16 protein-coding genes are annotated in these 20,644 nt (G+C 71.1%); 9 read left to right on the top strand and 7 right to left on the bottom strand.

Features of this window, described 5'->3' with window-relative positions:
• Positions 1 to 205: 205 nt before the first annotated feature.
• On the bottom strand, positions 206 to 1,408 hold the full coding sequence (locus SMD20_RS29140) for a PP2C family protein-serine/threonine phosphatase (protein WP_329587291.1): 1,203 nt from the start codon (positions 1,406 to 1,408) through the stop codon (positions 206 to 208).
• A 461-nt stretch (positions 1,409 to 1,869) separates the two neighbouring features.
• Here SMD20_RS29140 and SMD20_RS29145 point away from each other — a divergent pair, with 461 nt between their 5' ends.
• Positions 1,870 to 6,063 carry a HAMP domain-containing protein gene (locus SMD20_RS29145; protein WP_329587295.1) on the top strand — a complete coding sequence of 1,398 codons (4,194 nt, stop codon included), beginning with the start codon at positions 1,870 to 1,872 and terminating at the stop codon, positions 6,061 to 6,063.
• Positions 6,064 to 6,065: 2 nt separating this feature from the next.
• Positions 6,066 to 6,701 (top strand): response regulator, encoded by a 636-nt coding sequence (locus SMD20_RS29150; protein WP_329587298.1) that lies wholly within the window; start codon positions 6,066 to 6,068, stop codon positions 6,699 to 6,701.
• Here the strand turns inward: SMD20_RS29150 and SMD20_RS29155 are convergent.
• Complete coding sequence (locus SMD20_RS29155; RefSeq protein ID WP_329592706.1) at positions 6,698 to 7,966, bottom strand: NYN domain-containing protein; 1,269 nt, start codon at positions 7,964 to 7,966, stop codon at positions 6,698 to 6,700. The two genes, SMD20_RS29150 and SMD20_RS29155, sit on opposite strands and share 4 nt — an antisense overlap.
• A gap of 186 nt (positions 7,967 to 8,152) precedes the next feature.
• Positions 8,153 to 10,537 carry a sigma factor gene (locus SMD20_RS29160; RefSeq protein WP_329587302.1) on the bottom strand — a complete coding sequence of 795 codons (2,385 nt, stop codon included), beginning with the start codon at positions 10,535 to 10,537 and terminating at the stop codon, positions 8,153 to 8,155.
• A 136-nt stretch (positions 10,538 to 10,673) separates the two neighbouring features.
• Here SMD20_RS29160 and pyrE point away from each other — a divergent pair, with 136 nt between their 5' ends.
• Positions 10,674 to 11,207 (top strand): orotate phosphoribosyltransferase, encoded by a 534-nt coding sequence (gene pyrE / locus SMD20_RS29165; protein ID WP_329587305.1) that lies wholly within the window; start codon positions 10,674 to 10,676, stop codon positions 11,205 to 11,207.
• Positions 11,208 to 11,214: 7 nt separating this feature from the next.
• Here the strand turns inward: pyrE and SMD20_RS29170 are convergent, their stop codons facing one another.
• Both SMD20_RS29170 and SMD20_RS29175 read right to left on the bottom strand, forming a co-directional pair.
• Positions 11,215 to 11,646, bottom strand: a complete 432-nt coding sequence (locus tag SMD20_RS29170; RefSeq protein WP_329587308.1) for a hypothetical protein — start codon at positions 11,644 to 11,646, stop codon at positions 11,215 to 11,217.
• Positions 11,647 to 11,702: 56 nt separating this feature from the next.
• Complete coding sequence (locus SMD20_RS29175; protein ID WP_329587311.1) at positions 11,703 to 12,404, bottom strand: DedA family protein; 702 nt, start codon at positions 12,402 to 12,404, stop codon at positions 11,703 to 11,705.
• A 128-nt stretch (positions 12,405 to 12,532) separates the two neighbouring features.
• On the opposite strand from SMD20_RS29175, the gene fbaA reads away from it, so the two are divergent.
• The 3 genes from fbaA (at position 12,533) to SMD20_RS29190 (ending at position 15,394) form a co-directional block, all read left to right on the top strand.
• The gene (gene fbaA, locus SMD20_RS29180; protein ID WP_329587314.1) at positions 12,533 to 13,555 is read left to right on the top strand and encodes a class II fructose-bisphosphate aldolase; all 1,023 of its coding nucleotides are present in this window, start codon (positions 12,533 to 12,535) and stop codon (positions 13,553 to 13,555) included.
• Positions 13,556 to 13,589: 34 nt separating this feature from the next.
• Entirely contained in the window at positions 13,590 to 14,000 is a 411-nt protein-coding gene (locus SMD20_RS29185) for a DUF3151 domain-containing protein (RefSeq protein ID WP_329587318.1), read from the top strand.
• Positions 14,001 to 14,110: 110 nt separating this feature from the next.
• Complete coding sequence (locus tag SMD20_RS29190) at positions 14,111 to 15,394, top strand: adenylosuccinate synthase (RefSeq protein WP_329587321.1); 1,284 nt, start codon at positions 14,111 to 14,113, stop codon at positions 15,392 to 15,394.
• A 4-nt stretch (positions 15,395 to 15,398) separates the two neighbouring features.
• Here SMD20_RS29190 and SMD20_RS29195 read toward each other — a convergent pair whose 3' ends face one another.
• A complete protein-coding gene (locus SMD20_RS29195) occupies positions 15,399 to 15,947 on the bottom strand; it encodes a GNAT family N-acetyltransferase (protein ID WP_329587324.1) in 549 nt (182 codons plus the stop codon).
• A 220-nt stretch (positions 15,948 to 16,167) separates the two neighbouring features.
• Here SMD20_RS29195 and SMD20_RS29200 point away from each other — a divergent pair, with 220 nt between their 5' ends.
• Positions 16,168 to 17,073: a glycerophosphodiester phosphodiesterase family protein gene (locus SMD20_RS29200; protein ID WP_329587327.1), complete on the top strand. Its 906-nt coding sequence runs from the start codon at positions 16,168 to 16,170 to the stop codon at positions 17,071 to 17,073.
• Between the two features lie 17 nt (positions 17,074 to 17,090).
• Here SMD20_RS29200 and corA read toward each other — a convergent pair whose 3' ends face one another.
• Complete coding sequence (gene corA, locus SMD20_RS29205) at positions 17,091 to 18,155, bottom strand: magnesium/cobalt transporter CorA (protein ID WP_329587330.1); 1,065 nt, start codon at positions 18,153 to 18,155, stop codon at positions 17,091 to 17,093.
• 395 nt (positions 18,156 to 18,550) lie between these two features.
• Here corA and purD point away from each other — a divergent pair, with 395 nt between their 5' ends.
• Positions 18,551 to 19,765: a phosphoribosylamine--glycine ligase gene (gene purD, locus SMD20_RS29210; RefSeq protein ID WP_329587333.1), complete on the top strand. Its 1,215-nt coding sequence runs from the start codon at positions 18,551 to 18,553 to the stop codon at positions 19,763 to 19,765.
• The gene (locus tag SMD20_RS29215) at positions 19,762 to 20,598 is read left to right on the top strand and encodes a phosphoribosylaminoimidazolesuccinocarboxamide synthase (protein ID WP_329587335.1); all 837 of its coding nucleotides are present in this window, start codon (positions 19,762 to 19,764) and stop codon (positions 20,596 to 20,598) included. Before purD ends, SMD20_RS29215 begins: the two co-directional genes overlap by 4 nt.
• The last annotated feature ends 46 nt before the right edge of the window (positions 20,599 to 20,644 follow it).

Here is a 20,644-nt window from a genome sequence, read left to right on the forward strand (position 1 = left end):
GGAGCGCCGTCACGACCGGGTCACCGGGACGTACGGGCCCCGCTCGCCCGGCCACGCCCTCCCCGGCCCGCCGCCGTTCGGTCCTGCCCCGACCGGCGTGCCCGCCGGCGCGGAGGGCGGGCCCGGCGCCGGGCACCCAAAAGCCGGGCACCCAAAAGCCGGGCGCTCAAAAGCCGGGCACCCAAAAGCCGGGCGCCCAAAAGCGTCAGCGGGCGCGCAGGACGACGATGGCGAGGTCGTCCGCGCTCGGCTCGGTGGCGAACTCGGCCACCCCGCGCCGGATGCGCTCGGCCACGGCCCGCGCCGACAGCCCCGCGCACTCGGCCAGCATCCTGGCCAGACCGCCGTTGTCGTCGAGCAGCCGCCCGCCGTTGCGCCGCTCGGTGACGCCGTCGGTGACGGCGAGCAGCACGTCGCCGTGGTCGAGGTGGACGGTGTCGGCCTCGAAGAAGACCTCGTGGAAGACGCCGAGCAGCGACTGCGGCGTGGTCACCGCCTCGACCTTGCCGTTGGGGCGCAGCCGCAGCGCCTCGGGGTGCCCCGCCGAGACCAGCCGCACCTCCAGCCCGCTCGCCACCGGCGTGATGTCGCCGTGCAGCAGCGTCAGGAAGCGCGCCCGCTCCCCTTCCTCCAGGATCGCCTGGTTGAGCCGCCCGAGCACGGCGGCGATGCCGTAGCCCTCGCGGGCCAGCAGCCGCAGCGTGTGCCGGGCCAGGCCGGTCACGGCGGCCGCCTCCGGCCCGGTGCCGCAGACGTCGCCGATGGCGAAGCGCCAGGAGTCGTCGCCCGCCTTGAACAGGTCGTAGAAGTCGCCGCCGACCTCGTTGACCTCGCCGGCGGGCTCGTAGATGACGCCGTAGTCGAGCCCCGGCACCTCGGGCTCGTTGGGCGGCAGCAGGCTGCGCTGGAGCGCCCGGTTGGCGGCGGCCTGCTGGGCGTACAGGCGGGCGTTGTCCATCGCGAGCGCGGCGCGCCTGCCGATGTCGTCGGCGAACTGGATGACCTCGTCGGGGAAGCGGTCGGGCCGGCCGAGGCACATCAGGCCGAGGCCGCGCCCGCGCGCCGTGAGCGGCACCGCCAGCACCTGGGTGTCGGGCAGGTGGATGAGCGAGGTGATCCGGTCGTCGGCCGCGCTGACGTCCATGCCGTCGAGCTGCTCGCGCAGCCCGTCGATCCTGGCCTCGTCGGCGTGCCACAGGTAGACCAGCCGCAACGGCCCGGAGTCGCCGTCGGAGGTGTAGACCGCGCACCAGCTCGACAGGCGCGGCACCACGATCTGGGCGATGATGGCGGGCACCATGTCGGGGTCGAGGGTGCCGGCGAGCAGGTCGCTCGCGTCGGCCAGGAACCCCAGCCAGTGCGGCCCGCGGGTGCTCTCCTCCACCCGCTCGGCGGTCACGCGGTCCACGGAGCCCGGTAGCGTGAGTCTTGCCCAATGGACACGGGAATCGCCCCTGAAGGTGACTCCCCACTCCTCCACGTTGGCGGAAGGAGCCTTCGGATCACCCTGGGAAACCATGCGCTGCCGCAACTCGACCCGCACCGCATCCCCAAAATGCTGCCAGATCACTTCAAAGGGCTCGTCAGCGACTTGCTCCGCCAAATCTCCCGCGACCTGCTCAGCGGCGTGAAGCACGCCACCGGCGGCCCACGCGGTCATCACCTCGCGCGTGAACCTCATCGCAGCCGTCACAGCGGTCTCGCCGGGCGCGAACGTCGCAGCCAGCACCGCATGGGGAGAACCAGTCATCCCAACGTGCCTACCACACATCGCATTGGCTTGGGGTAAATCCAAGGGCAGGACTACGAGCTACTCAACGTGACAGACTTGAATCACTCGCCAGGCCCAATGCGAGTGAAGGAGGCCCCATGACCACGGCCAAGGCCGAGCCGACACCGGAGGAGAGGACTTACACCGAGTCCGATCTCGTGCCCATTCTGGAGACTCTCTTCTCGTGGCGTGACGGCGATTTCCGGCGGCGGGTCCCCCACGCACCCCCGGGCATCCTGAGCGAGGTGCGGCTGCTGCTCAACGAGGTGGCCGACCGTCGCGAGCATCTCGCGAACGAGCTGGTCCGCGTACGTAAAGAAGTGGTCAAGGAAGGCCGCTTCAGCGAGCGGCTGACGCCCGGCCCCGGCGTGGGCGCCTGGGCCGAGAGCGTCGAGTCGGTCAACATGCTGATCGACGCCCTGGTCAGCCCGGTCAGCGGCGCCGCGGACGTCATCGACGCGGTGGCCAAGGGCGACCTGTCGCGGCGCATCGACCTCGACCGCTCGGCCCGCGGCGAGGTGCGCCGCCTGGGCAAGGCCATCAACGGCATGGTCGACCAGCTCGCGCTGTTCAACTCCGAGGTGACGAGGGTCGCCCGCGAGGCCGGCACCGAGGGGCGGCTGGGCGGCAGCGCCAACCTGCGCGGCATGTCGGGAAGCTGGCGCGACCTCACCGAGGCCGTCAACACGATGTCCTCGCGCGTCGCGGCCCAGGTCCGCGACATCGCCGTGGTCACCACCGCGGTCGCCAAGGGCGACCTGAGCCGCAAGGTGACGGTCGACGCCGTGGGCGAGATGTTCGAGCTGAAGAACACCGTCAACACCATGGTCGACCAGCTCTCCGGCTTCGCCGAGGAGGTCACCAGGGTCGCCCGCGAGGTCGGCACCGAGGGCCAGCTCGGCGGCCAGGCGCAGGTCACCGGCGTGTCGGGCGTCTGGAAGGACCTCACCGACAACGTCAACTTCATGGCCAACAACCTCACCTCGCAGGTGCGCAGCATCGCGACCGTGGCGACGGCCGTGGCCCAGGGCAACCTGTCGAAGAAGATCACCGTCGACGCGCAGGGCGAGATCCTCCAGCTCAAGGACACCCTCAACACGATGGTGGACCAGCTCTCGTCGTTCGCCGACGAGGTGACGCGCGTCGCCCGCGAGGTCGGCACCGAGGGCAAGCTCGGCGGGCGCGCCGAGGTCAAGGGCGTGTCGGGCGTCTGGAAGGACCTCACCGACAACGTCAACTCGATGGCCAACAACCTGACCTACCAGGTGCGCAACATCGCGCAGGTCACCACCGCGGTCGCCAACGGCGACCTCACCCGCAAGATCGACGTGGACGCCCAGGGCGAGATCCTGGAGCTCAAGTCCACCATGAACACGATGGTCGACCAGCTCTCCTCCTTCGCCTCCGAGGTCACCCGCGTGGCCCGCGAGGTCGGCACGGAAGGCCAGCTGGGCGGCCAGGCCCAGGTGCGCGGCGTGTCCGGCGTCTGGAAGGACCTGACGGACAACGTCAACTCGATGGCCAACAACCTCACCTCGCAGGTACGCCAGATCGCCGCGGTCTCGTCCGCGGTGGCGCAGGGCAACCTGTCGAAGAAGATCACCGTCGATGCCCAGGGCGAGATGCTCCAGCTCAAGGACACCCTCAACACGATGGTGGACCAGCTCTCGTCGTTCGCCTCCGAGGTCACCCGCGTGGCCCGCGAGGTCGGCACCGAGGGCCAGCTGGGCGGCCAGGCCCGGGTGCAGGGCGTGTCGGGCGTCTGGAAGGACCTCACCGACAACGTCAACTTCATGGCCAACAACCTGACCTACCAGGTGCGCAACATCGCCGAGGTGACCACCGCGGTCGCCAACGGCGACCTCACCCGCAAGATCGACGTGGACGCCCAGGGCGAGATCCTGGCGCTGAAGACCACCATCAACCGCATGGTCGACCAGCTCTCCTCCTTCGCCTCCGAGGTCACCCGCGTGGCCCGCGAGGTGGGCTCGGAAGGCCAGCTCGGCGGCCAGGCCCGGGTCGAGGGCGTCGAGGGCACCTGGAAGCGGCTCACCGAGAGCGTCAACGAGCTGGCCGGCAACCTCACCACCCAGGTGCGCGCCATCGCCACCGTCACCAGCGCCGTCGCGCGCGGCGACCTCACCCGGTCGATCGCCGTCGAGGCGCAGGGCGAGCTGGCGGAGCTGAAGGACAACATCAACTCGATGGTGGCCAACCTCCGCGAGACCACCCAGGCCAACCAGGAGCAGGACTGGCTCAAGTCCAACCTGGCCCGCATCTCCCGGCTCATGCAGGGCCACCGCGACCTGTTCGAGGTGGCCAAGCTGACCATGAGCGAGCTGACGCCGCTCGTATCGGCCCGCTACGGCGCCTTCTACGGCATCGACCCCGAGGGCGACCACGAGCTGGTGCTCATCGGCGGCTACGGCGTGCGCCCCGACAAGGCGCCGCGGCAGCGGTTCGCGATCGGCGAGGGCATCGTCGGGCAGGCCGCGGCCGAGGGCCGGCACATCGTGCTCGACGACGTGCCGCCGCAGTTCATCACGATCGACAGCGGCCTCAGCCAGTCCACGCCCGCGCAGATCGTGGTGCTGCCGATCCTGTTCGAGAACCGCGTGCTCGGCGTGCTGGAGCTGGCCTCGTTCACGCCGTTCGGCGAGGTGCACCTCGACTTCCTGCACCAGCTCGTCGAGACCATCGGCGTCACCATGAACACCATCATCGCCAACTCCCGCACCGAGGACCTGCTGACCGAGTCGCAGCGGCTCACCCGCGAGCTCCAGGAACGCTCCGACGAGCTGCAGCGCCAGCAGGAGGAGCTGCGCAGGTCCAACGCCGAGCTGGAGGACAAGGCGGCGCTGCTGGCCAAGCAGAACCGCGCCATCGAGATCCAGAACTTCCAGATCGAGCAGGCCCGCCGCACCCTGGAGGAGCGCGCCGAGCAGCTCGCGGTCTCCTCGCGCTACAAGTCCGAGTTCCTCGCGAACATGTCGCACGAGCTGCGCACGCCGCTCAACAGCCTGCTCGTGCTGGCCAAGCTGCTGACCGAGAACGCCGAGGGCAACCTCACCTCGCAGCAGGTCGAGTTCGCCCGGACCATCCACAGCGCCGGCTCGGCGCTGCTCCAGCTCATCAACGACATGCTGGACCTGTCCAAGGTCGAGGCGGGCCGGATGGACATCCACCCCATCCAGGTGGCGCTGCCGAAGATGGTCGACCTGCTGGAGGCGGCGTTCGCGCCGCTGGCGCAGGACAAGGGGCTCGCGTTCACCGTCGACATCGAGCCGGACGTGCCGGGCGAGCTGCGCGCCGACGAGCAGCGGCTGCAGCAGGTGCTGCGCAACCTGCTGTCCAACGCGGTGAAGTTCACCCCGCGCGGCGAGGTCAAGCTGCGCGTGTCGATGGCACCTCCCGGCGTCGACTTCGACGACGACACCCTGCACGACGCCCGCGACCTGCTGGCGTTCCAGGTGATCGACACCGGCATCGGCATCGCGCCCGACAAGCGCGACGTCATCTTCGAGGCGTTCCGCCAGGCCGACGGCACCACCAGCCGCAAGTACGGCGGCACCGGCCTCGGCCTCGCGATCTGCCGCGACATCGCCCGGCTGCTGGGCGGCGAGATCCACGTGGACAGCGAGCTGGGCCAGGGCAGCACGTTCACGCTCTACCTGCCCGCCTCCTACACCGGGCCGCTCGCCGCCACCGACGGCGGCGTGGCGCGGCGGCAGCTCATGAGCCCGCCCTCCGACGAGCCGGCCGCGCACGTCGTGCCCGAGCCGCCGCTGCCGCTCGACCTGCCCATGCCGGAGCTGGTCGAGCCGCCGGTCGAGACCCCGTCGCAGTGGCAGGGCGACGACCCGCTCAACGGCGCCAAGATCCTCATCGTGGACGACGACATCCGCAACGTGTTCGCGCTGACCAGCGTCCTGGAGCGGCACGGCTCGACGGTCGTCTACGCTGAGAACGGCCGTGAGGGGATCGAGCAGCTCGAACGGAACGAGGACGTCGCGCTCGTGCTGATGGACATCATGATGCCGGAGATGGACGGCTGGGCCACCACCTCGGCCATCCGGCGCATGCCGCAGTTCGCCGACCTGCCGATCATCGCGCTCACGGCGAAGGTCATGCGCGGCGACCGTGAGAAGAGCATCGCCTCGGGCGCCTCCGACTACGTGCCCAAGCCGGTCGACGTCGACCGGCTGCTCGAACGCCTGCGGGGCTGGCTCAGCCGCGGCAAGGGCGCCGCATCCGACTCAGCCGCATCCGATTCATCAGGCGAAGGGGCGTGATCGTGCCGGATCGTGCCAAGATCCTGCTGGTCGACGACCGCGAGGAGAATCTCATCGCGCTCGAGGCCATCCTCAGCTCGCTCGACCTGGTGCCGGTGCGCGCCAGGTCGGGCGAGGAGGCGCTCAAGGCGCTGCTCAACACCGAGTTCGCGCTCATCCTGCTCGACGTGCGGATGCCGGGCATGGACGGGTTCGAGACGGCCGCGCACATCAAGCGGCGCGAGCGGACCAGGAACATCCCGATCATCTTCCTGACCGTGGTGGACAGCGCCCCCGACTACGCCTTCCGCAGCTACGCGGCGGGCGCGGTGGACTATCTCACCAAACCGTTCGACCCGTGGGTGCTGCGGGCCAAGGTGTCGGTGTTCGCCGAGCTCTACAACATGAACAAGCGGGTGGCCGAGCAGGCGTCCCTGCTGCGCGAGCGGCTCAGCGGCGAGCTGCCGTCCGGGGCCGGCGACCACGCGTCGGTGCTGCCCGAGCTGTCGCGGCGGCTGACGGCGGTCGAGGACGAGCTGGCCCGGATGCGGGAGCTCGTCCGCAAGTCGCAGGACCAGGCGCTCGCCGCCCCGCTGTCCGACCTCACGGATCGCGTCGGGCACCTGCGCGCCGGGTTCGACGCCCTGTCGAGCGGCTAGCTCCGGGCGCGCTCCAGCGCGTCCCAGAACCCCCTGCGCAGGGCGTGGCGTACCTCGTCGTGGAGCAGGAAGTCGATCGGCAGCGACGACCCCTGCAGCAGCCGCGCCTCCAGGTCGGACGGCATCCGGGGCTTGCGGGCGAGCACCGCCTCCAGCCACAGCGCGGGCGCGTCCCTGGCGACGGACTCGCCGAAGTCGTGCCCTTCGCGGTGGGCGGCCTTGACCGCGTCGGACAGCGTGGTGGCGCCGGCCGTGGCCGCCGCCGGGACTACCGGCGCGGCGTGCGGCCCCGAGTACGAGCCGAGCTGCGACGGCTGGTAGCCCCCGCTCCCGGACTGCGCGGCGAACTGCCCCGTGCTGGGCGACGGCGAGGGTGCCTGCGCCGGCGGCGGCGCGGACGGCTGGACCGGGATGGGCCCGGTGGCCGGCGCCGGGGACGGCGGCTGCTCGATCTGGTAGTTGGTGTAGGTCGGCAGGACCGGCGGCGTGGACGAGGACGACTGCCCGCGCCCGGAGTGCGAACCGTTCGCGGAGTGCTGCCCGGTCGAGCTCGACGACCCGGCCGCGTGGCTCCCGGACGGCTGCGGCGCGGCCAGCGGTACCGAAGCAGGCAGGGACGAGGGGGGCGACGACGGGGGCGGCTGCGCGGGCGGCAGCGCGTGGGTGCCCTGGCCGTTGGTCAGCGGCTGGGCCTGGTGATGGTGGTGCCCGTTGGACGACTCGCTGACGCCGGAGACCATCGCGACGTAGGGCCGCAGGTGCGCCGCCCCCAGCTCGACCAGGTCGTCGCACTCCTGTTGCAGCGAGCGGGACACGGCCCACCCGCCCTCGGCGGCGACGTGGATGACCGTGACCCGGATGCCGAGGTCCTGCGCGTCGCAGACGACCTGCGCGAGGTCCTCGTCGCCGCTGACGACCACGGCGTCACAGATGGCGTTGTTGCGGGCCAGCGTCATGAGGTCGCGGTGGACCTGGGCGTCGACGCCCTCGCGCCGGCCGGGCCTGATGCGCGACAGCCTGAGCTTGAGCCCGGGTATGTCGGCCAGCGCGTCGTGCTCCGGCGTGCGCCGGCCCTCGACCGTGGCTTCGTACCAGTAGCAGCGCAGCAGCGGCAGGCCGGTGCGCTCGCGCGACAGGCCGGTCATGAGTTGGAGCAGCCCCGGGTAGTCCCAGGCGACCGCTTCGCGATGGCGTGTGCCGTGCACGGCCATCGCTCCGTCTGCCAGCAGATAGCCGGCGTCCACGAACAGCGCGCAGCGATCCACTGACACCGCCCCTTTCCTGGTGGTCCGACCTTGCTGGCTCTGCACCGTCAGAGACCGGACTCGGCGGCCCTCTCTCAGGGTAATGAAAGCAGGTGATCGTCCGAGGGTTAATCCCGACGATTCGCCCCCCGGCCGTGGATGCGCTGGACCGCCTAGGCGAACCGTACCAGTTTGTCCCTTTCGCGGTCACGAGCGTGCCCGTACGCTCAGCGCCGCCACCCCGAACATGACCACGTCCTTGTCGGTGGCGATCGTCAGCCCGGGATCGGCCCCCAGCTCCGCGCCGACCGTGTCGACGTCGACGCCGAACGTCATCTCCGCCACCCCGCCGGAGGAGCCGTCGAAGACGTTGGCCCGGTCGCGGTCGCCGCCCGCCGGGGTCAGGGCGCCGCTGCCGAGGGAGACGCGGTCGCCGGCGAGGCCGGCGTCGCCCTCCCAGGTGACCAGCTCGGCCCGCGCGGGAGCGGCGGCGGGGGTGAGGCCGCCGATCGGCAGGCGTATCCGCCGCCGCGGCCCGCCGACGACGGTCGCGCCGTCGAGCACCACGGCCTGGCTGTACGGCTCGCGCGGATCGGTGACGACCAGCACCAGGCTCCACCCGGCGTGCCCCGCCGTCCCCTCCATGACGGGCGCGTCGGCCGCCCACCACAGGCCGCTCCTGCGCGCTCCGGCCGCCAGCATGCTGACGTCGGCGAACGCCTGGTAGACCGGCCCGTTGGGCAGCTCGCGGACGGCCGCGTCCGAGGGATGGACGGTGACGTACGACCGCCGCCCCGGCGGCCGCACCCTGATCGGCCCGGCGCGGTCGCCGCTCGCCGACCAGTAGAGCCCGGCCCACACCACCCGCCCGCCCTTCGGCAGGACGAACCGGGCGGCGCTGGAGTAGCGGGTCGCCGGATCGTCGTCGCGGTCGAGCGGCTCCATCGGCCACAGGTCGTTGTCCCGCTGGTCGCCCTGCCGCCATCGGGCCTCCGGGCAGCCCGCGCGCTCCTCGGGGCAGGTCAGCAGGGAGTTGCCGACCGCGCGTACGGTGACCTTGCCCTCGGTGGCGAACCTGGCGGGCGCGCCGCTCGCGCGCACCCCGTCCTCGGCCTGCGCCCGCACCCGCTGCGCCCCGGCCTCGACCCGCAGCGCGGGCCCGGCGCCCTCGGGCGCGTCCTCGTCGACCCGTACCCGCAGGAACACCGCCGTGCCCTCGCCGGCGGGCAGCGGCGTCCGCTCGCACCGGGCGCCGCCGCCGGAGGGGCGGCAGGCCCAGCCGTCGGCCGTGCCGGCCGGACCGTGGAGCGCGGCGGCCTGGTGCCGGCGGGCCGTGGGGATGAGCGTGACGCCCTTCGGCAGGTCGACCAGCGCGGCCACCTCGCCGCTGGGCGCGTCGCCGTCGTTGCGCAGCCGGATGCCGACGATGCCGGGCTGGGCGCGGACGAGCGCGCCGAGCGGATCGATGGCGGCCCGCAGCCGGGCCTGGCCTGGTGGGGTGCGCGCGGGCCCAGGGGCTAGGGGCGGCACCGGCGCGGGACGCGCGCCCTGCCACGACGGCGACGGCACCAGCTCGGGACGCCCGCCCGGCCCCAGCGGGGACGGCACCAGCTCGGGACGCCCGGCCGGTGGCGGCCCCATCTCCAGCGAGGCCGCCACGGACCGGCCGGCCGGCTCGTCGGCCGACATCAGGAACAGCGCGGCGGTCATCGCCGCCGCGACCGCCGCGCCACCGCCCAGCGCGGCCCGCCGCCGCCGCACCGCCCGGCGGAGCGCGGAGATGACCCCCAGCAGCCCCGCGGCGCCGCCCGTGCCCTTGGCCAGCGCCGCGGCGTAGCCGCCGAACAGCGGGCCGGCGAACAGCGGCCCCACCATCACCCGCAGCCCGCGGTTGACGTCGGTCAGCTCCAGCAGCACGCCGTTGCACTCCTCGCAGCGGCCGACGTGCTCGTCGATCAGCCGGGAGTCGCGCCGCGCCAGCCCGCCCCGCACGTAGGCGCCCATCTTGCCGAGCACCGGCCGGCACTCGCGCCGCGGCTGCGAGCCGAGATGCACCTGGAGGTACGCCTGCCGCAGCCCCTCACGCGCCCGGTAGGCCAGGGCGGCCACGCCGTTGGCCGACAGGCCGAGCAGGGGCGCGACCGCGGCGGGCCGGCACCGCTCGACCTCCACGTGCCAGAGCACGGCCCGCCACCGCTCGGGCAGCGACAGGTAGGCGCGGGCGACGATCGACCTCTCCAGCCCGACGAGCGCGGGATCGACGAAGGGCACGCCCGGGTCGTAGTCCTCGATCTCGCCGCTGGTGAGCCCGCCGCTCTCGACGCGGGAGCGGTCGTGGACGGTGCGGCGTACAACGGTCAGCAGGTAGGTGCGGAAGCCCCACTCGGGGCCGCGGCCCCGGCCCACGAGGTCGAGGACCTTGGTGAACGCCTCGGCGACGACGTCCTCGGCCTCCGTGCCGCGGACGAACTGGCGGGCCAGCGCCCTGGCCGCGTCCGCGTGGCGCTGGTAGAGCAGGCCGTAGGCGGCGGCGTCGCCCTGTGCGGACGCGCGCAGGAGATCCGCGTCGCTGCGCGGCGGTTCGACACTCATGGTGACCTCGCGATTACGTGGCGTTGCCTCGCGCATACATTCCGCAGTCCACGTCTTGGCTAAACCGCGAGAACGGCTTTGGCCGCGAAGCCGTACCGGCGAGGTCCGGCCTGATCAGGACCCTAAGCTTGGAGGCATGACAGACCGCGACAATCTGCTGGCCGAGATCAAGAAGAAGGCCGTCGTGCACGGCAAGGTCACGCTCTCCTCGGGCATGGAGGCCGACTGGTATCTCGACCTGCGGCGGATCACGCTCGACGGCGTGGCCGCGCCCCTCGTCGGCAAGGTGATGCTCGACCTGACCGACGACCTCGGCTACGACGCCGTGGGCGGCCTCACCCTCGGGGCCGATCCGGTGGCGGCCGCCATGCTGCACGCGGCGGCGGCGCGCGGGCGCGCGCTCGACTCGTTCGTGGTGCGCAAGGCCACCAAGCAGCACGGGCTCCAGCGGCGCATCGAGGGGCCCGACGTGGCCGGGCGGCGGGTGCTGGCCGTGGAGGACACCTCGACCACCGGCGGGTCGGTGCTGACCGCCGTGGAGGCGCTGCGCGAGGCCGGGGCCGAGGTGGTGGCCGTGGCCACGATCGTCGACCGGGGGGCGCGCGAGCGGGTGGCCGGCGAGGGGCTGGACTATCGCACCGCGTACACGCTGGACGACCTGGGGCTCTGACCGGCGCTCAGCCGGAGGCGCGCACCGTGAACGCCTGCCTGGCGCCCGGCTCACCCTGCGGGCGGGGCAGGCCGTTCTCGGTGACGCGGACGGTGCCGCCGTCGCTCACCACGACGTCCAGCTCGTCCTCGAAGTAGTTGACCTCTTCGCCCCTGCTCATCTCGCGGTGCTGGAGCACGTCGCCGCCGGGCACGCGTACGGTGACGGTGGGGCACGTCTCCGCCAGGCACTCGATGCGCACGGTCGGCACCCGCGCGTCCGGCTCGCCCACGGGGGTGGCCGGCGCGGAGACACGCTCGCGCTCGGCCTGCGGCGGCGCGCTGAGCGTGCCGATCAGCGCCCGCGCGCCGATGACCAGGAGTGTCACCAGGGCACCCGCCGCGACAACGGCCAGCGCCATGCGGGCGAGACCCATCGGATCCGACCTGTGGCGTCCCACACAGGGAGCGTAGCGCGTGGTATGCGGCTCTTCCCGAACTCCGCCGGCTCAGAGTCTCAGAAAGGGTCGCCGACGCGGTGGTGCTTGCCGTTGGGGGTGGGCAGCCGCTTGGCCTCGCGGCGCTTCTTGACCACCTCGACGAAGATCGGGATGAGCGAGATCAGGACGATGACGAACACGCCCGGCAGGATGTACTTGTCGATCTGCTTCGGGTCGACCTGGCCGCCGAGGAAGTGACCGAGCAGGAGCAGGCTCTCGACCCAGACGACGCCGCCGATGACGTTCCACACGAAGAAACGCCGGGGGTGCATCTCCAGGACGCCCGCGACGGGATTCATGAACGTACGGACGATCGGCACGAACCTGGCCAGGACGACCGCCTTGGCCGGACCGAACTTCTCGAAGAACTCCTCGGCCCGGAGCACGTGCTCCCTCTTGAACAACCGCGAATCGGGTTTGTCGAACATCCTCCGCCCGAAACGCGCCCCCAGGAAATGCCCGAGCTGGGCCCCGGCGACGGCGCACAGCGGGGTGCCGATCACCAGGAGGGGGAAGGAGAGCGGCTCGATGCCCATGCCCGCCGCAACGGACGCGGAGCTGAAAATCCCCGCGGCCACCAACAACGAGTCTCCGGGCAGGAAGAACCCGAGCAGCAGACCCGTCTCTGCGAAGATGATGGCCAGCACGCCGATCGTGGCGAAAGTGCCGAGAATGGTGAGCCACCACGTCGGGTCGAGGAGATTCAAAAGCCAGTCCACGGGCAGAGCCTACCGTTAGCGGGCATGCGTGACGTGTTCCCCGCACGGGCGTTGTCTCTACCACGCCGGGTAGTGAGCCGGAATACTGGGCCCTGGCGCACAGCCGTTACTTCTCAGGGAGATGAATCATGCCTATTGCGACTCCAGAGGTCTACGCTGAGATGCTCGACCGGGCCAAGGCCGGCGGATTCGCCTACCCGGCGATCAACGTGACCTCATCGCAGACGTTGAACGCCGCCCTGCGCGGGTTCGCCGAGGCGGAGAGCGACGGCATCGTCCAGGTCTCCACGGGCGGCGCGGAGTTCCTGTCCGGCACGACGGTCAAGGACATGGTCACGGGCGCGACCGCCCTGGCCGAGTACGCCCGCGTCGTCGCCGGCAAATACCCGGTCACCGTGGCCCTGCACACCGACCACTGCCCGAAGGACAAGCTCGACGGCTTCATGCGGCCGCTGATCGACATCTCCCTGGAGCGGGTGTCCAAGGGTCTCGACCCGCTCTTCCAGTCGCACATGTGGGACGGCTCCGCCGTACCGCTGGAGGAGAACCTGGAGATCGCCAAGGAGCTCCTCGACAAGTGCGCGCGGGCCCGGATCATCATGGAGATGGAGATCGGGGTCGTCGGCGGCGAGGAGGACGGCGTCGTCGGCGAGATCAACGAGAAGCTCTACACCACCATCGAGGACGCGCTCGCCACCGCCGAGGCGGTCGGCGTGGGCGACCGCGGCCGCTACATGCTGGCCGCGACCTTCGGCAACGTGCACGGCGTCTACAAGCCGGGCCACGTCAAGCTGCGTCCGAGCGTGCTGAAGGAGATCCAGGAGGCGGTCGGCGCCAAGTACGGCAAGGAAAAGCCCTTCGACCTGGTCTTCCACGGCGGCTCCGGCTCGACCCTGGAGGAGATCCAGGAGGCCATCTCCTACGGCGTGGTGAAGATGAACATCGACACCGACACTCAATACGCCTTCACCCGCCCGATCGCCGACCACATGTTCCGCAACTACGACGGCGTGCTCAAGGTGGACGGCGAGGTCGGCAACAAGAAGACCTACGACCCGCGCTCGTACGGCAAGGCCGCGGAGACCGGCATGGCCGCCCGCGTCGTCGAGGCGTGCCAGCACCTCAAGAGCGCTGGGACGAAGATCTCGTAGCCATGCGCCTGGCCCGGCGGGTATGACTTGTCCTATGGATAACCTTCTCGCCGGGCCGCCCCCGACTCATCTGCCGGACCTGCCCGAGGCCAGGGAAGCGCTGGAGTCCGGCGCCAAGGCCTCCGACGTGGCCGCCCGCTTCCCCGCCCACCCGGCGGCGTGGGCCACGCTGGCGGAGGAGTACTTCGCCCAGGGGCACGCGGTCACCTCCTACGCCTTCGCCCGCACCGGCTATCACCGCGGCCTCGACCAGCTCCGCCGCAACGGCTGGAAGGGACACGGGCCCATCCCCTGGGAGCACGAGCCCAACCGCGGCTTCCTCCGCTGCCTGTACGCCCTGTCGAGGGCCGCCCAGGCGATCGGCGAGAAGGACGAGGCCGAACGCTGCCTGCAGTTCCTCAAGGACAGCACGGAAACCGGCTACGAAGCCCTGGCGAAGGGGTAGCAGCGCACGGCCCCCTTGGGACGAAAGGACACGTTCGGGTAGTCTCTCTACGCAAGAGCCCCTGTCGCGCTTGCGCCAGGGGTTTCGTTTTTTGCTCGGGAGACTGAACCATGCCGGCTGCCGTTCTCGTTGGTGCCCAGTGGGGCGATGAGGGCAAGGGCAAGGCCACCGACTTGCTCGGTGGCGACGTCGATTACGTCGTCCGCTATCAGGGGGGCAACAACGCGGGGCACACGGTCGTCATCGGCGACCAGAAGTACGCGCTGCACCTGCTGCCGACGGGCATCCTGTCGCCGGAGGTCGTCCCTGTCATCGGCAACGGCGTGGTGATCGACCCCGGCGTCCTGCTGAGCGAGATCGACGGGCTGGCCGCGCGGGGGATCTCCGCCGAGCGGCTGCTGATCTCGGCGAACGCGCACCTGATCATGCCCCACCACAAGGCCCTGGACAAGGTCACCGAGCGCTACCTCGGCAAGGCCAAGATCGGGACGACCGGGCGCGGCATCGGGCCGGCGTACGGCGACAAGATCGCCCGGATGGGCGTGCGCGTGCAGGACCTGCTCGACCCCGGCATCCTGGCGAAGAAGATCGAGGTCGCGCTGACCGAGAAGAACCAGGTGCTCACCAAGGTCTACAACCGGCGCGGCATCGAGCCGCAGGCGGTGCTGGAGGAGTACCTCGGCTACGCCGAGCGGCTCAAGCCGCACATCGCCGACACCTCGCTGGTGCTGTCGAAGGCGCTGGACGAGGACAAGTTCGTGCTGCTGGAGGGCGGGCAGGGCACGCTGCTCGACATCGACCACGGCACGTACCCGTTCGTGACGTCGTCCTCGCCCACCTCGGGCGGCGCGTGCGCGGGGGCGGGCATCCCGCCGAACCGGCTCACGAAGATCATCGGCATTCTCAAGGCGTACACCACCCGCGTCGGCTCGGGCCCGTTCCCGACGGAGCTGACCGACGAGATGGGCGACTGGCTGCGCACGACCGGCGGCGAGTACGGCGTGACCACGGGCCGCAACCGCCGCTGCGGCTGGTTCGACGCGGTCATCGCCCGCTACGCCACCCGGATCAACGGCGTCACCGACTACTTCCTCACCAAGCTGGACGTGCTGTCCGGCCTGGAGCGCATCCCGGTCTGCGTGGCGTACGAGGTGGACGGCGTCCGCCACGACGAGATCCCGATGACGCAGACCGACTTCCACCACGCCAAGCCGATTTACGAGGAGTTCCCCGGCTGGCAGGAGGACATCACCGGCGCCAAGACCTTCGCCGACCTGCCGCCGAACGCGCAGGCGTACGTGCGGACGCTGGAGGAGATGAGCGGCGCCCCGATCAGCGCCATCGGCGTGGGCCCCGGCCGCGACCAGACCGTGGTGGTCCGCCCCCTGGTCTGACCGCTCAGGCGGTGAGGACGGCGGCCGTCATCGGGGTGTGGAGGGTCCAGCCCAGGGTTTCGTAGAGTGCCTGGCCCTCGGCGGTGGCGACGAGGACGCCGGCGCGCGCTCCGCGGCGGGCGGCGTGGGCCGCGAGCGTGCGCATGACGGCGGTGCCGAGGCCGCGGCGGCGATGGTCCGGCGCGGTCTCCACCCGGTCCACGACGGCGGTCCCGCCCGCGACGGCGAACTGGCCGCGGGCGGCGACCTCCCCGGCCGGGGTGAGCAGGCGGGCGGCCGTGACGCCGGCCCGGGTGGTGACCGCCAGGGCGTAGCCGGCCGGGGGCTCGGGCGCTGCCATGCGGGCCAGGCCGGTCAGGCGGGCGGTCATCATGTACTCGTGGTCCTTGACCAGCCAGGGCCGCGGCAGCAGCGGGGCGATCGTGTCGGCGGGGGCGCAGAGCTTGAGCCAGGTGCCCGGCGTGGTGAGCGTGGCGGTCAGGTGGCGCACGGTCTCCGGCGTGGGGTGGGCGACGATGTGGCGGGCGACGTGGCCGGGGAGTCCGACGTCCACGCGCAGGCCCCACGGTACGCGTACCGGTGCGGGGGTGTTGCGGGAGATGACCCAGCCATCAACCCACGCCCGAACTATTGGGAAATGGGCAGGTTTAAGAACCTTTGCCATAGAGAACAGCCTATTGTCCCTTGAGAAGCATCCGACCGGGCGTAGCAGGATAAAAAGGACACGGCGTGGCACTGCCTCTGGACCCCCCGCTCCGGATAGGGTCCCGGTTGTGCGCGTTGAGATTCATGGTCACCGGGGCGCCCGGGGCCTGTGGCCGGAGAACACCCTGCCGGGTATGAGCCGCACGATGGAGCTCGGCGTTCACGCGCTGGAGCTCGACGTGGCGCTCACCGCCGACCGGCGTCTCGTGCTCACGCACGACCTGACGGTCTCCGCGGTGACGAGCGCCGACCGGCGGCCGCTGCGCGACGGCGATCCGCTCCACCCCTACGTCGGCAAGCCGGTCAACGCCCTCACGCTGGCCCAGCTCCACACGCTCGACGTGGGCGTACGGCTGCCGCGGCACCCCGGCGACCCGTTCGCCCTCACCCAGGTCGCCATGCCGGAGACCAGGATGCCGACGCTCGGCGCGGTGCTCGGGCTGGTCAACGCCTACGACGCCGAGAGCGTACGGCTGCACGTCGAGCTGAAGTCCGACCCGACGAGGCCGGAGCTGACGGCCGATCCCGAGATGTTCACCGAGCTCGTGGTGGACGAGCTCGACCGGCACGGCCGGCTCGGCAACGCCGCCGTGCTCAGCTTCGACTGGCGGATCATCCGGCACGCCGCGCGCCTCGCGCCCGGCGTGCGGCGCTTCGCGCTCATCGAGCCCGACACCCTGCACTGGCACGACGACCTCGGCTCCGACGTGCCCGCCGCCGCCCGCGCGGCCGGGGCCACCACGCTCTCGCCCGAGCACGTGATGGTGGACGAGAAGCTGATGGCGCAGGCCGCCGCCGCCGAGCTCGACGTCGCCGTGTGGACGGTCAACGACGTCGCGCTCGGAGCCAGGATGCTCGACCTCGGCGTGTCGGGCATCGTGACCGACTACCCCGACCGGATGCGCGAGCTGTGGCGCGAGCGCGGGCTGGAGCTACCGCGGCCCGTCGCCCCGCTCAAGCCGGTCGGCGTCTGAGCGTTCAACAAACCTGTTCAGAGCCAGCCGTTGCGGCGGAAGCCGCGGTGCAGGAGCACGCAGGCGGTGATCATCACGGCCAGCACCGCCGGATAGCCCCACACCTGCTCGGTCTCCGGCATGAAGTCGAAGTTCATCCCGTAGATGCCGGCGATCATGGTGGGCACCGCCAGGATGGCCACCCACGAGGAGATCTTGCGCATGTCCTCGTTGGCGAGGGCGTTCGAACGCGCGAGCGCGGCCTGCAATATCGAGCTGCACAGCTCGTTGGAGGACTCCACCTGCTCGCAGACCCTCGACAGGTGGTCGCCGACGTCGCGGAAGTACTCGCGCATCTCCGCCGGGATCACCCGCCGCTGCGGCAGCGCGGACAGCGGCGCCTGCAACGGCGTGACCCCCCGCTTCATCTCCAGCATCTCCCGCTTGAGCTGGTAGATCCGGTTGATGTCGCGGGAGCTGACGTCGGCGAAGACGGTGGCCTCGACCTCTTCGAGTTCGAGCTGCATGAGGTCGGCCACCTGGAGGTACTGGTCGACGACGTGGTCGGCGATGGCGTGCAGCACGCCGGCCGGGCCGCGGTTCATCAGCTTGGGCTTGTCCTCAAGGCGCTCGCGCACGATCGTGAGCGGGCAGTGCTCGCCGTGCCGCACCGTGATCACGAAGTCGGCGCCGAGGAAGACCATGATCTCGCCGGTGGCGATGATCTCGTTGTTGCCGCTCGACTGGTCGTGGTCGAGGTAGGCGATGGTCTTGAGGACCATGAACAACGAGTCGCCGTACCGCTCGACCTTGGGGCGCTGGTGGGCCTTGACGGCGTCCTCGACGGCCAGCGGGTGCAGGCCGAACACCTCCGACAGCCACTCGACCTCGGGGGACTCGGGCTCGTGCAGGCCGACCCAGACGAAGGCGTTGGCGCCGTCGGTGTCCTTGTTGTGCTCGCGTACGAGGTCGAGCGCCTCGGCGATGCCCGTGGCCGGCACCTTCTTGCCCCGCACGTACGCGCCGAACTCGACGACGGACTGCACCGGCGGCACACAGGGAACGGCGGCGGGCTTCACGACCGGGTGAGCGGCCCGCTGCACAGGGTAACGGTTGATTCGACGGAAAAGCGTGGACGAGCGCATGGCAGTCCCTTTCCGCCCGACATGGCGCGCTCCACGCGACGAAAAAGTCACCTCACTGGCGTGGAGGCACGATCAGGCTGCCTGATTGGAGTGGTCGGGGGCATACGGGAAGTACGTGCATGAGTGGCACGTACTGCTGGGATCACCAGGATTCATCCCGGACCACCTCCAATCGCAAGAGACGCCGCAAAGCCGCCTTAACCTACCACAGGCGGTTGAACGTAAACGACGATACCGTTCCGGCGGCACACCGCTCAGGGAGAACCGCACGAAGTTCACCGGCTCTTCCGGCAATCGACGCATCCGAGACCTGCACCGGCTTGCGGTCCCCCGGGCCTGCGACAATGGAGCCCGTGCGCGTTCTAGTCATTGGATCCGGAGGGCGTGAGCACGCCCTGTGTCGTTCGCTGAAGCTCGACCCGCAGGTCACCGAGCTCCACTGTGCCCCCGGCAACGCGGGCATCGAGCAGGTCGCGACCGTCCACGCGGTCGACCCGCTCGATCCCGGGCAGGTGGCCGAGCTGGCCACGCGGCTGCGGGCCGACCTCGTCGTGGTCGGGCCCGAGGCCCCGCTCGTGGCCGGCGTGTCCGACGCGGTGCGCGAGGCGGGCATCGCCTGCTTCGGGCCCTCGCGCGACGCGGCCATGATCGAGGGCTCCAAGGCGTTCGCCAAAGAGATCATGATGGCCGCCGACGTGCCCACCGCGCGGGCCCGCACCTGCTCCACCGAGCAGGAGGCCGCGGCGGCGCTCGACGAGTTCGGCGCCCCCTACGTCGTCAAGGACGACGGGCTCGCGGCCGGCAAGGGCGTCGTGGTCACCGACGACCGCGAGCGGGCGCTGGCGCACGCGCTGGCCTGCGAGCGGGTCGTGATCGAGGAATACCTCGACGGCCCCGAGGTGTCGCTGTTCGCGCTCTGCGACGGCAGCACGGCCGTGCCGCTCCAGCTCGCCCAGGACTTCAAGCGCGCCTACGACGGCGACGAGGGCCCCAACACCGGCGGCATGGGCGCCTACACGCCGCTGCCCTGGGCCCCCGAAGGGCTGACCGACCAGGTCATGCGGGAGATCGTCCACCCCACGATGGCCGAGCTGTCCCGGCGCGGGCTGCCCTACCAGGGGGTGCTCTACGTCGGGCTGGCCCTGACATCGAAGGGGCCGAAGGTCGTCGAGTTCAACGCGCGCTTCGGCGACCCCGAGACCGAGGTCCTGCTCGACCGGCTGGAGACGCCGCTCGGCGGGCTGCTCATGGCCAGCGCCACCGGCGAGCTGGGGCTCGACCCGGTGTTCAAGCCGGGCGCGGCGGTCACCGTGGTGATCGCCGCCGAGGGCTACCCCGAGGCGCCGGTCAAGGGCGACCCGATCACCGGGCTCGCCGACTCCGAGCACGCTTATGTCCTGCACTCCGGCACCACGCGCGAGGGCGACGAGGTCCGCTCCGCCGGCGGCCGCGTGCTGGCCGTCGTCGGCAACGGTCCCGACCAGGAGAGCGCCCGCGCCAACGCCTACGACCTGGTGGCCCGCATCGGGCTGCGCGGCTCCCACCACAGGACGGACATCGCCCGATGAAGCACGTGCACTCCGGCAAGGTACGCGACCTCTACGAGACCGACGACGGCCTGCTGCTGATGGTGGCCTCCGACCGGATCTCCGCCTTCGACTACGTGCTGCAGCCCGACATCCCCGACAAGGGGGCTGTTCTCACGCAGCTCTCGCTGTGGTGGTTCGACCAGCTCAAGGACATCGTGCCCAACCACGTGGTGGCGCCCGGCGACGAGGCACGCGGCGTGCTGTGCCGGCCGCTGAGGATGGTGCAGGTCGAGTGCGTGGCGCGTGGCTACCTCGCGGGCGGCGGGCTGAGCGAATACCGCGCGACCGGCGCGGTCTCCGGCGTGCCGCTGCCCGAGGGGCTGGAGGACGGTTCGCGGCTGCCCGAGCCGATCTTCACGCCGTCGACGAAGGCGCCGCAGGGCGAGCACGACGAGCCGATCCCGTACGAGCGGGTGGTGGAGGAGATCGGCGCGGAGACCGCCGAGGAACTGCGCAGGATCACGCTGGCCGTCTACACGCGCGGCGCGCAGATCGCGGCCGAGCGCGGCATCATCCTCGCCGACACCAAGATCGAGCTGGGCTGGGACGCCGACGGCGTGCTGACGCTGGGCGACGAGGTGCTGACGCCCGACTCCTCACGGTTCTGGCCGGCCGACGAGTGGCGGCCGGGCCGGTCCCAGCCGTCATTTGACAAGCAATATGTACGTGACTGGCTACTTTCGCCCGAATCCGGATGGGACAAATCCTCCGGAAACCCCCCACCTCGCCTTCCGGATCACGTTGTCGAACGCACGCGGCAGCGATACCTAGAAGCATATGAGCGGCTCACGGGGGCTCCCTTTAGCGGATGATTCGGCTGGGTCATCTGGTGCGAGCGACTACTGTTGGCCCGATCGA

Source organism: Nonomuraea sp. LP-02, from assembly GCF_036289125.1.
GTDB classification, from domain to species: domain Bacteria; phylum Actinomycetota; class Actinomycetes; order Streptosporangiales; family Streptosporangiaceae; genus Nonomuraea; species Nonomuraea bangladeshensis.